11 protein-coding genes are annotated in these 12,174 nt (G+C 41.5%); 6 read left to right on the forward strand and 5 right to left on the reverse strand.

The features are described 5' to 3' along the window. Positions 1 to 69 precede the first annotated feature (69 nt). Entirely contained in the window at positions 70 to 1,086 is a 1,017-nt protein-coding gene (locus tag ACFE90_RS11095) for a sulfate/molybdate ABC transporter ATP-binding protein (RefSeq protein ID WP_375500401.1), read from the reverse strand. 154 nt (positions 1,087 to 1,240) lie between these two features. Between ACFE90_RS11095 and ACFE90_RS11100 the strand changes: the two genes are divergently transcribed. The 5 genes from ACFE90_RS11100 (at position 1,241) to ACFE90_RS11120 (ending at position 6,522) form a co-directional block, all read left to right on the forward strand. Continuing rightward, the gene (locus ACFE90_RS11100; protein ID WP_375500403.1) at positions 1,241 to 1,651 is read left to right on the forward strand and encodes a hypothetical protein; all 411 of its coding nucleotides are present in this window, start codon (positions 1,241 to 1,243) and stop codon (positions 1,649 to 1,651) included. Positions 1,652 to 1,785: 134 nt separating this feature from the next. Continuing rightward, positions 1,786 to 2,427, forward strand: a complete 642-nt coding sequence (locus tag ACFE90_RS11105) for a hypothetical protein (RefSeq protein ID WP_375500405.1) — start codon at positions 1,786 to 1,788, stop codon at positions 2,425 to 2,427. Positions 2,428 to 2,630: 203 nt separating this feature from the next. Further along, positions 2,631 to 3,851 carry a geranylgeranyl reductase gene (gene chlP, locus ACFE90_RS11110; RefSeq protein ID WP_375500407.1) on the forward strand — a complete coding sequence of 407 codons (1,221 nt, stop codon included), beginning with the start codon at positions 2,631 to 2,633 and terminating at the stop codon, positions 3,849 to 3,851. A gap of 305 nt (positions 3,852 to 4,156) precedes the next feature. Further along, the gene (locus tag ACFE90_RS11115) at positions 4,157 to 4,996 is read left to right on the forward strand and encodes a GNAT family N-acetyltransferase (RefSeq protein WP_375500409.1); all 840 of its coding nucleotides are present in this window, start codon (positions 4,157 to 4,159) and stop codon (positions 4,994 to 4,996) included. A gap of 143 nt (positions 4,997 to 5,139) precedes the next feature. Beyond that, positions 5,140 to 6,522, forward strand: coding sequence for a DUF3370 domain-containing protein (locus ACFE90_RS11120; protein ID WP_375500411.1), 1,383 nt, complete (start codon positions 5,140 to 5,142; stop codon positions 6,520 to 6,522). Between the two features lie 403 nt (positions 6,523 to 6,925). On the opposite strand, the gene ACFE90_RS11125 is transcribed toward ACFE90_RS11120, so the two are convergent. Together ACFE90_RS11125 and ACFE90_RS11130 are read right to left on the reverse strand one after the other, a co-directional pair. After that, positions 6,926 to 7,417 (reverse strand): GNAT family N-acetyltransferase, encoded by a 492-nt coding sequence (locus tag ACFE90_RS11125; protein ID WP_375500413.1) that lies wholly within the window; start codon positions 7,415 to 7,417, stop codon positions 6,926 to 6,928. A 124-nt stretch (positions 7,418 to 7,541) separates the two neighbouring features. Beyond that, positions 7,542 to 7,670, reverse strand: coding sequence for a hypothetical protein (locus ACFE90_RS11130; RefSeq protein WP_375500415.1), 129 nt, complete (start codon positions 7,668 to 7,670; stop codon positions 7,542 to 7,544). Positions 7,671 to 8,124: 454 nt separating this feature from the next. Between ACFE90_RS11130 and ACFE90_RS11135 the strand changes: the two genes are divergently transcribed. Continuing rightward, complete coding sequence (locus tag ACFE90_RS11135) at positions 8,125 to 9,477, forward strand: pentapeptide repeat-containing protein (RefSeq protein ID WP_375500417.1); 1,353 nt, start codon at positions 8,125 to 8,127, stop codon at positions 9,475 to 9,477. Between the two features lie 20 nt (positions 9,478 to 9,497). Here ACFE90_RS11135 and ACFE90_RS11140 read toward each other — a convergent pair whose 3' ends face one another. Together ACFE90_RS11140 and ACFE90_RS11145 are read right to left on the reverse strand one after the other, a co-directional pair. Then, positions 9,498 to 10,112: a Uma2 family endonuclease gene (locus ACFE90_RS11140; protein WP_375500419.1), complete on the reverse strand. Its 615-nt coding sequence runs from the start codon at positions 10,110 to 10,112 to the stop codon at positions 9,498 to 9,500. Between the two features lie 206 nt (positions 10,113 to 10,318). Beyond that, entirely contained in the window at positions 10,319 to 11,083 is a 765-nt protein-coding gene (locus ACFE90_RS11145) for a hypothetical protein (protein ID WP_375500421.1), read from the reverse strand. Positions 11,084 to 12,174 lie beyond the last annotated feature (1,091 nt).

Below are 12,174 nucleotides of genomic sequence, written 5' to 3' on the forward strand. Positions count from 1 at the left end.
GGCAAATATTCTGGCAACGTTTTCTGCTGCGGCGTAAAGCAACAAGCATAAATATTTCAACATTGCCAACTAAATTGAATAAGACAGAGGGAAGGACTTGGCATCCTTTGGCTTCACATAGACTCGCTGTTTCGGTTCTAATTCTAATTGGTTAAAGCGATCGCGTGTTAAATGCGCCATCACCACTTGCCCATCATCGAAAGTTAATTCTACCTGAATTTCCCAACCCAAATGTATCAAACGGCTCACTGTTGCAGCCGTAGTAGAACCGTTAGCAACCTTTTCCAAAATCACATCTTGCGGACGCAAAAATACTTGTGCATGTGGCGCATCAAAACCGCTACTTTGAAAAATCTTTGAGTTGCTGGGTAACACATTCACCGGGCCTATGAAGCTCATTACAAATGCGGTGGCAGGATTATCATAAATTTCTGCTGGTGTCCCCACCTGTTCCACACGCCCTTTATTCATGACCACAACTTCATCGGAGACTTCCATTGCTTCTTCTTGATCATGGGTAACGAAAACTGTGGTAACATGAACTTCATCATGGAGGCGGCGTAACCATGCCCGTAAGTCTTTGCGGACTTTCGCATCGAGTGCGCCAAAGGGTTCATCTAGCAGTAATACTTCGGGTTCTACTGCCAGTGCCCTTGCTAATGCTACCCGTTGTCTTTGACCACCAGAAAGTTGTGATGGATAGCGATCGCCTAATCCACTCAATTGCACCAATTCTAGTAACTGTTCTACTCGCCCCTTAATTTTCTTTGGCTGTGCTTTACGAATTTCTAAACCAAAGGCAATATTATCCTTGACAGTTAGATGTTTAAATAGGGCATAGTGCTGAAACACAAAGCCAATATTGCGCTGTTGCACGCTTTGGTATGTAGCGTCCTTACCGGTAAGCAGGATTTTGCCACTATCTGGCATTTCTAAACCTGAAATTAACCGTAGTAGCGTAGATTTACCTGATCCCGATGGCCCGAGCAAGGCAACTAGCGAACCACTCTTAATTTCCAGGCTGACCTGATCAACTGCCTTGAAACTCCCGAATTGTTTGGAGACGTTCTCAACTACTATGCCCACTGCTGCTATACCTCTGCAACTAAATCTACAGATTCTTGCTAGGAATACTGTGTCTTAGATATACCATATATCGTTATTTATGGATGAACAAGATTTAGCTACCACAGCTGCCGCGATCAAGGAAGCTACAATGACAAGCAAAGTGTGAGGAACCTTGGGGTTAAACATATTCCCTAACCTGTTTCCCAAAGACTCGCCAAGAATCATCCAAAGATCGCGGCTTGTTCTTAAGCAAGGAAAATGGCGAGAGGTTAGATACAAACGCGAAGAACGTACTGCATCAGGAGTCTATAATTTTATTGTCACTCTAGAAGGAATAGTGTTTATTCGTAGAGCCAGCGCTAGGGTTGCAGATAGAGCAATTGGTTATATAGATTTAGCAAAGGGAGAGGATGTAAAATACGCTGGTCGGCTTTACTTTTCAGGACGCACTAATAGAGGCATCCTCCGCAAGTGGACTAATGAATCTGGACATTATCGACCTGACGCTGAATTCATGAGTAACGCAGATTTACTACCTCAAGAACTTTTTGAGCCAGGTCAATTCAAAAGTCTGTCTAATTAGTCTCAATTTAATCCCTGGTAATGATTAAGACAAAACAGCCTCTGTCATGATAGATATAAGATGGCATTTGGTAACATTGGAGTGTAATTAAATCGGAGCATAAAGATTATCATATATTAATAGGTATAAAGAATATGATTAGCCGATTTATTACTGACAAAGATTTTGAAGACCATAAAGTTTTACAAAAAAGGCTAATGAGTTTATCAGAGGAAGCTCAGTTCGATGAGATCAACGCTATTTTAGATCGAGATTCTCTCATCGGTTTAAAGTTAGCTAATTCCATACTGAAGAATAAAAGATATTTTGAGATTCTGCTTGAGCGAGGAGTAGCAGAAGCAAATGCTAGTGAAATAGAACTTTGGGTAAAGTATTTACTCCCACGTCTTGGCTTCCGACGTGTTATAAGCATCCTATCTAACAAATTATCAGAACATCCTCAGGAAGTACGTAAAGCTTCATACTGGTTGCCCAAATTTTTACCAAAAGGTAATGAACAGGCTGCAATATTGCTAAAAGAGCTTTTGAATAAGGAGAAACAGATGTTAGGTGAAGAGTATAAAGCTGTTAGGACTTCAGGGCAAGTTTACAAGTTAATTTTAAGAATCAAGAGTACAGGTGAATATGCAGTTTTTGGTGGATATCAATTGGGTAGTCATGGTTCTAAAATAATCGTTGAAATTCTCAATCCAGAAGACTTATTTCCAACTGGTGGACTAAGGGAAATATCACCTGGTGATATAGAGATTCTCGATCCACAACCTTACAACGATTAATATTACGGGTAGTAATTGGGTTGGGTTACAAAAATTATCCTGTAAATTTTCCATTAACCAAATTCCTCATTCCCAATCTCGCTTTTGTATCGAAACATTAAGGAATATTGCATTTGTGCAGAAACCTGGAGGAAAAGCGCCAAATCACTAGAAAGACCGTGGTAGTATGCTCTCGGTAAATGTGAAGATTGGGAGAAAGACCTTTGACACTACGGGTTGCTGTTATTGGGTCAGGCCCTGCTGGTTCATCTGCCGCAGAAACACTGGCAGCCTCTGGGATTGAAACCTACCTGTTTGAGCGGAAGCTAGACAATGCAAAGCCTTGTGGGGGTGCAATTCCTCTATGTATGGTGAGTGAATTTGACTTACCACCAGAGATTATCGATCGCCGGGTACGGAAGATGAAAATGATTTCGCCTTCCAATCGTGAGGTTGATATTAATCTGGTAAATGAAGAAGAATATATAGGAATGTGCCGCCGGGAAGTACTAGATGGCTTTTTGCGCGATCGCGCGGCAAAAGTTGGCGCAAATTTAATTAATGCAACTGTTCATAAACTTGATATACCAGGAAACAATACCGATCCCTATACCATCCATTACGTTGACCATACAGAAGGGATATCACAGGGTATTGCCAAAACTCTGAAGGTGGATTTAATTATTGGGGCGGATGGGGCTAATTCTCGCGTTGCTAAAGAAATGGACGCTGGGGATTATAATTATGCGATCGCTTTCCAAGAGCGAATTCGCTTACCCGAAGACAAAATGGCCTATTACAACGACCTCGCCGAAATGTATGTCGGTGATGACGTTTCTACCGATTTCTACGCTTGGGTTTTCCCCAAATATGACCACGTAGCTGTTGGTACTGGTACGATGCAAATCAATAAAGCCAGCATTAAACAGTTACAAGCTGGTATCCGCGCCCGTGCTTCTAAGAAGTTGGCAGGCGGTAAAATCATCAAAGTAGAAGCTCACCCGATTCCTGAACATCCCCGTCCCCGTCGTGTTGTTGGTCGCATCGCGTTAGTGGGAGATGCTGCTGGTTACGTTACCAAGTCCTCTGGTGAAGGTATTTATTTTGCGGCTAAATCTGGGCGGATGTGTGCGGAAACTATTGTAGAAGCATCTAATAGTGGTAGCCGTATTCCTACAGAAGGCGACCTGAAGGTTTACCTGAAGCGTTGGGATAAAAGATACGGACTCACTTACAAGGTGCTGGACATTCTGCAAACCGTGTTCTATCGTTCTGACGCCACCCGCGAAGCCTTTGTGGAAATGTGCGATGACCTCGATGTACAACGGCTAACATTCGATAGCTATCTGTATAAGACGGTTGTCCCAGCGAATCCCATCACCCAACTAAAAATTACTGCCAAAACCATTGGTAGTTTAATTCGGGGTAATGCCCTTGCACCTTAATTGCGTGCAAAGGACTGGAAATTACAACAAATACATTACTCAATTTTGTGGAGTGGACATCCTGCACGTTCAAGAATCAGGGCGTGCAAGATGCCCATGCCACAATATATATTTTTATCATTTGATAGGAAATAGACCAATATTGTCGAGGCAACTCTACGAGTTCTCCAACGGAGTACCCGCAGGATATTGCCCCTAAAACATAGTTTTTTACATAGTATATATTTATTATTTTCTGTCAATGCGGAAGTTTTCGCAGTTCTAGATAGCACAACTCTTTACTTGGTTAGTAAGGAAGGCAAATCATGCAACTACATCGATTCGACAATATTCAGGAATTCTGGCACTGCACTCAGCCTTACTTACTCCAGCATCAGGTAGAAAATAATGTTTTGCTCAATATTTTGCATACCTTGTTGCATAACCCAGAACGTTATCTGGGTAAGCCTTATTTAGCAATTGTCCAAACAAGTGGCGAGATTCTAGCTGTTGCCATCCGCACCCCACCCCAAAAATTGATATTATCCAAAGCCCAGAATATGGATGCCTTGCGGTTGATTGCTCAAGATTTACGTCAAGAGCAACTGCCAGGAAGCATGGGACTGGCTAAAGAAGCAGAAATATTTTCGCAGACTTGGCAAGCGCTGACAGGACAATTTTATCAACGGTCGGTGGAAATGGAAATTTACCAATTAACGGCAGTGCCAAGAGTCTCAACCGCCAGTGGATATCTCAGACTGGCAACTGAAAGCGATCGCTCTATTTTGATCGAGTGGCTTTCTGCATTTTTATCTGAGATAAATGAGGGAGTGAGCGAAGATGTCGAACACCAAGTAGATAATCGGTTGAAACAGCAGAATACTTATTTATGGGTTGATAGCACTCCAGTTTCAGTTGCGTCTGGTAAACAAGTGTTACCTACAATTGGTCGGATCAATTTAGCTTATACACCACCAGAGTATCGTCGCAAAGGATATGCTACTGCCTGTGTCACAGCGTTAAGCCAAAAACTGCTAGACCAGGGATGCCGCCATTGTCTCCTCATAGCAGATTTAGCCAATTCCACAGCCAATCATATTTATCAAGCGATTGGATACCGCCCCATTTGCGATTTGCACGAATACTCATTCACCTCGAAGGAGTAAGCATAATAAAGCGATCGCTCCCGGCTGTTAAAGTTAGGTGAGCAATAGGTCTGGCGTTGGTGTAGCCTGTCGTAGACATCACCCTCAAGACAATTTAGGTATGCTGTATTCTTAACTTCAGCGATAAATTGCTTTTTGAATAAATGCTTAATCTTATTTCCTATTTGTTTTTAGCTCAAGCATCGCCTTCTCCTCCACCTACACCACAGGAAATCTTCGTTCCCCAACAAACAAGACCTTTAACAGGACATCTTGACGAAGTACCGGTATTTAACAGTAATAACCCAGAAGTAGTTAAGACTGAAGGAATTCTGCTGTCTACATTTCCTCCTCAAGGCAAAAGAGTGCCCAGCGCCCACCTGAACTTTCCATTTCAGGGACGGTTTGATTTATTTTCTCACCATATTGCTAGAGCAATTGAGACTCCAAATGATTTGCGGACTCTTTATTTGGGGGTGATTGTTTACAATCCAAGCGATCGCTCTGCAACTGTCAACATATTGCAAGCAGCTAGTTATCTTAGTCAACCTGATGCACCTTTTATCAAGCTTCCCCCCATGCAATCAAATAATTCGGGAAATATTTATGCAGGGCCTGGCAATCGCGTGATGAATGATCTGCTGCGAGCCAGAAGGCAGTCAGGATGGCCAGCCCAGTTAGTAATTCCACCAAAACAAAGCCGGATGTTAATGAATCATCCCATTCCAGTGCGGACTTTAACCCCGCCATTAAATGGACGTTCTACATTGTTGCATTTATATAGTGATAATCCAGTTTATCTGGCGAACCTGGCCATGTTTGCCAAACCCAATCCCGATGGTAGTGAACGAGCGCCCACTTTAGAAGAATGGGAGAACTTGTTAGAAAATGGTGATTTTGCGGGGCCCCGTGAACGTGCCCCCAGTCCTCCAGATCGGCTTGCAGGGGCAACAGAAATTTACGGACGGGTAGCGGGGGTAGCTATTGGCTCTCGTTGGCAAGCACAAGTTACCGACTCTAATAGTTCATACCTGACAATTCCGGAATCAGGACAAGCTTTTTCCTACGGTTTAAGTACCCTTTTGGCAGGCAAAATGGGTACTGGACAAAACCAAACTGCTAAACTAGTGGCGCGTTATCCTGGTACTGCTTACGAAGCTCACGGTAACTACGGCATTGAATACAACATCTCTCTACCATTATTCAACAATACGGATAAGCCGCAAACTATAAAGGTACTTTTCCAAACGCCTATCAAAGAAGATGAGTTAAGTAAACCAGGGCTTCGCTTTTTTTCACCACCCCAACCATCCGTCTTTTTCCGAGGTACAGTTCGTATTCGCTACAATGACGATAATGGCTTACCCAGAACCCAATATTGGCATTTAGTTCAACAACGGGGACAGATGGGAGAACCGCTTGCTCAATTAAAAATGTCCCCTGGTCAGCGACAACTGGTAGAAGTGGATTTTCTCTACCCACCTGATGCTACGCCCCCTCAAATGCTGACAATTCAAACTGTAGACCACTTAACAATTCAAAATTAAAAATGATGCTTTTTAAGAAACGCTGCGCGTAGCTTGCTTCGACGTAGGAGTACATGAAGTCGCTAGCGCTACGCTAACAAAATTCTTGCATAAAAGACATTACATAAGGGGATTTAAACTGGGACTGAAACTGATCGGAGGCGGCAACCCTTTGGGAACCAGTTATACCAATTCACAATTCGCAATTCGCAATGACGCTCGCGGACTCGCTAACGCTACGCTAACGCAATTAAAAAATTTAGATACAGCAATGCTTTCAGGGTTTACATCTGTATCAGATTTTTTGTGAAATGGTATTAGGGCAAGGGCTATATCTGAACTAAATAGGTTTGTGATGATTTAACATTGAGTTGAGCGGCGGCGGCAAAGCGCAGCGCAGCAGACGTCCGTCTTGAACGATTTGTTATGAGCGAACCTTTGCAAATAGATGACAATTAAAATATGAGCCATTTTTAAACAATGCCTTTTGTAAGACTGCCTCTTGTTTATAGCCACATTTCTCAAGCACTCGCATCGACGCTATATTCGGACCAAAAACTGGTGCAAATAACCTAACAACCTCTGTGCTAGAGAAAACAGATGTTGTGACCTTTTTTACTGCTTTAGTAGCTATGCCTTTGCCCCAATATTTTTGAGCAAGCCAATAACCTATTTCTGCCGAACGCTGATACTCATATTCGCCCACAGCAGCTCCAACCGCACCAACAAAAACACCCTCTACTACAATAGCTTTGTTTATTTTCTCCTTGCTGCCAATATCTACCCACCATTCAGCATTTTCAAGTGTATATGGCGTAGGTATTCGAGAAGTAAGAAATTTTGTAACCTCATCATTATTCAAATATTCAATGAGATATTCTACATCCTGTTTTATAAAATCTCTAAGTACTACCATGCACGATTTATCATAACTATTTATTATACAGAAAGTTTCAGTATAATCTTTTTTTCAATCCTAATATATCAAGCATTACAACGAACTCCTATCTGAATATACGGAAAACCTCTTTTTTACATTTTTATTCGGGTATTATACCGAATTTTTCCATATAACCACCAACTCTGACGCACTGGCGCTGTAACTCTATCGCAGATACTAAGTCAGCTGACAAGCTATCCTCCACTAGGGAATGATCTGTATTATCCATTGCCGCCACTCAATTTCAAGGTTTAGTGTCCATTGTAAGGCAACCAAATCATAGGAGAATATTATTTGTTTGTTCGTAGGTTTTGATAGTGCTTTGGGCGCTAGAACTCTGATAGATATAGCGGTTCTCATTTGAATCATATACATGTTCAAAAAATAAATGTAGAGACGCGAAATTTCGCGTCTCTACACCGCGTATTGCACGCAACCGAGAAGCGCTATAGTAAAGCTTTGCGTAAAAGCGTAGCGTTTTTAATGCAAGCCGACGCATTCACAATGCAAGCCAACGCATTCACATTGTCGGGTATTGCCAAATTTAATTCGCTACGAATTAATGAAATGCTTTACCAAATATAGCTTTGCGTTCTCAGTCTTATGGAATACAGGTCTTTAGTTTAGTGCAATTTCTGATAAAACAGATGTTGAACTGAATCTGCTGGGGCAAAATAGAAAACATGACGATTGAATCCAATTCCTCTAATCTACCAACCCCAGAACCAATCCCAGAAAACGATTCGCAACCAGATGACTTTGACGGGAGTGCAACTGAGAAGAACCTAAGCTCAGAAGTACTAGCTACACAACAAGCCCTAGCAGCGCTCGCATCTTTGAAATCTCCGCAATATACAACTGCTCTCCAACAAGCCCGTTCTGATCTCAATCAACCTACTACCAAGCAATTCATAGTTAAGCCGAGGGCATTGCTGCTCATCCTCCTAGCGATCGCCATCACCTTCATTGGAGTTATCCTTAATAACTGGATCGTCGGCATTATTGGAACACTGATGGCTTTGCTGTTATCCTTAGCGATATTATTGCCTTGGTTGCAAAAAGCCTTATACGAGTGGTTTTCACCCCAAGAACGCACCCTGTTTGTTGCCATTTTGGGACTAATAGTAGCCATCATCGGCTTGATCAAGTTTACAGGTGTAGGCGATCGCTTGCTAGTTTGGGGACGCCAGATTAACTGGGACATTGCTGGAACCCTGGCAGATTGGTTTGGTGCTTTGGGGCAAATTTTGATCGCCGTCATCGCCGTTTACGTGGCGTGGCGACAATATGTTATTTCCAAAGACTTGACAATTCAGCAAAACCTGCTGACAGTTCAGCAAAACATAATTACCCAGCAGCAGACAATTGATTCCTATTTCCAAGGCGTTTCAGACTTAGTATTAGATCAAGAAGGATTATTAGAAGATTGGCCCCAAGAAAGAGCGATCGCCGAAGGACGCACTGCGGCAATTTTAAGTAGTGTAGATGGTAGTGGTAAAGCGAAAATTCTCCGCTTTCTCTCACGTTCCAAGTTGCTGTCACCCTTGCAACGCGATCGGCTATTAGGTCGAGCCATTCTCGACGGCAGTGGCGGATATGCAGAAGACCGCCTGGAAGGTGTACGTGTCATCGATTTAGGCGTAACGCTAGCCGCAGCAGACCTTTCTGGTACTGATTTGCGTTGGACTGACCTGAGCGAAGCTAATCTTGTCCGCGCTAACCTGAGTGGTTGTGATTTAGTAAAAGCCAACCTCTCGCGCACTATTTTATATAGTGCCAATCTCAGTAATGCCGACATCAACGGGATTCGCCTATTCTATGGTGTAGTGGATAAAGCATCACCCCGCAGTCGCACTCAACCACCAAATTATCAAACCGGCGAACAAACTGGCGCTGTGGTGGAAAATGCCGATTTTACGAATGTGCAACGGATGTCTGAGTCTGCACGTAACTACTGTTGTACTTGGGGTGGCGAAAAAACTAGAGGTACTATTCCTGGTGGTTGTGAAGGCATTCCCAATAAGTTGGGAAGATAATTATAAGACTAGATAAAAAATTAATTAGCCGCATTAAAAATCTGCTGTGCAGTTAAATTTAATTGGGGAAAAGTAGGTGATAAAATCGCGGTGTTACCTTGAAACGCTGTCATTTGATATTCACCATCAACTAATTCGCACACAAAAATAGTGGGTTGTTTGGGATTACCGATGAACTTTCTTGCACCCAATGCAGCATAATCAGCAATCCAATATTCGAGAATGCCCATTTCTTCATAATCCCTAAGTTTATTGTAGTAATCATCTCGCCAGTTAGTTGAAACAACTTCAATAACTATTGGAACCGATGCTGCAAGGCTTACTGTTGACTGTTTTTGAAAAAGCGGTTCATTGTCGAGATTATCAAGATTTAGCAGCAACACATCAGGCGAATAAGCGGATTCGGCAGAAGGAGTTTGGATCAATGCAGTTTTGGGTATAGTGTAGGGAAGATTCAGGAAATCAAACTCGACAGTTAGCTTACGGGCTATAAATCCTACAACTTTTTCATGCGAACCGATCGGAGGCGGCATTTCTATAATTACTCCTTTGTGCAACTCATAGCGTTTTCCATCGTTGGGATACCATTCAATAAATTCATTGAAGGTTAGTAATTTTGGCAACGCTTGGGTCATAATCTTACCTCCATATATATATGTTTGATTTTATCATGTAATAAATGTTGATTATGACTTGTGTTCACTTCTTATAGAAATCAAAAATAAGACCCCTACTCCTAATAATTTGCTTTTAGAAGTGGGGGTGTTAAGGACTTTTGCAAGAAGTCTATTATAAAAATTCCTCTACATGAGGTCATATTCCTCCATTAGCTTTACCCGAATCAAGCTAGTTTTTTAAGAACTACTTCAATATCTTGGTTCATCCATGCAGCACTGCATGGTATTGCGCCTGAGTATGCTTTAGGGAATGATGGATAAGCTCTTCCTTTAACCCCTGCTAAATGGTATACCGAACCACCTTTTTCTTTGTATGATTCGACCTCCTTGGGGCTGGGTTCCGGGTAGACTTCATTCAATAACACAAGCTCTGTCCAAACCTGTGGAATGTAGTTTGAAAGAACGAACTTCCGCGATATATTGATTAAGATTGCCTCTCTGCCTTTGAGATGAGCCGGCCAAGAATAGGAAACGTGTTCTTCTCCTTCAAGATCGACACAGTAAACTTCTCTGTCTTTAAGCTGCCTAATTACTCTACGCCCAATAAATCCATTTCCACCAAGCACAATGAGAGGAATGTCTCTGATGTAACCCTCCTGATTCTGTACCTTCAATATGCCCTTTAAAATAGATTCAATTACCACTTCGGTTTCACTCATCGATCTGATGATTCTATTCTTGTATAAAACTCCTGGGAGAACACCAGCGAAGGTTTTCTGGGCTGCACCGCTTATTTGACAAATGATTTCCACTCTTGATGCGAATTGGATTAGGTTTTCCTTATTGTCAGCTTGGTAGAAATCATCTTCGTTGCTCGATATAAAAAACTTCAAGCCCAATTTTCCGTCTTGGATTAAAAAGCCAGCGAGAAACGGAGTCCATTTGTAGGTTTTAATGTAGTTTAAACTAGGAAAGCCGTATGATTCCAAATACCCCTCTTCTACGCTATAGCCTACGTAAATCGTTTGCAGAAACTTCCACCTTTTGTTCAAGAACCCGACAGTGAAATAGACTATCTTGTGATTGAAGATTAGATTGAAGACTAAACAGAATAACCGCCTACCTATATTCATAAAACAAGGCTGTGTAATTGACTGAAAAAATATCGATCCCCAAATTATAGAAATTCCTATATTAAATTTTTCTTTATAAATATGAGCAAATTTTGACAAATTTGTATCGCAGTTAGCTCAATATTTTTGGCAACAGCAATAAACGTTTGATAGTTCATATTATTAAATCAGTACCAGACAGTTCGTTGTTCTTAAAATTAAGTATTTGTAGTTAAATGCAGGTACGATTAGGAACTTTCCTTGAAGATTAGTTAGAAATTTTATAGGGGAATTTTAAAGACATGAATACGTGTATAATTTTATTTTTTAACACTCTGCAATATATGATTGCTAATTCGTACCTTGCCAGTACTGTTTAAAGAATTACAACTCTTTTAGCAAACGACATTCAATCTGTTAAAGCGACAAATGTATACTTCATCTATCAACTTACAGCTTATTAACAGCATAATCAATAGTTACTACAAAACATCCTACTAAACCCACTTTTCCTACTTAACCTAATCAGTGCTATTGTCAGTAAATAAACACTTTTTATACTGTGTATCAAAGTACTGAGCTTAATTACTAACTCTCTTTCTTGACTAACTCTCCATGAACACAAGTGCGTTGCCATTTAATTGCTGGGATTTATAACTATGAACTCCAAACTGCTTGTTCGGTGTTGAAAAATTTTTAACCTCGAATCATACCACAAAACTTTTTTGCAAGAGGTCTAATCAACGACTGCCCGAATTCAATCAACGACTGCCCGAATTCAATATAGGAACTTAGTACACGTCACCCTAAAAAAGGGTCGAAATTTAATTTTTTGTAGGTTGGGTTGAGGAACGAAACCCAACAAGCGCGGAAACGTTGGGTGAGGCTCCGCTTAACCCAACCTACAGTTAGTATTTATTTCTAACGCAAACGCTCCCCTCCCCTTACCAAGGGGAGGGGTTGGGGGT

This window comes from uncultured Nostoc sp., from assembly GCF_964245445.1.
In the GTDB taxonomy this organism is placed as follows: Bacteria; Cyanobacteriota; Cyanobacteriia; order Cyanobacteriales; family Nostocaceae; genus Nostoc.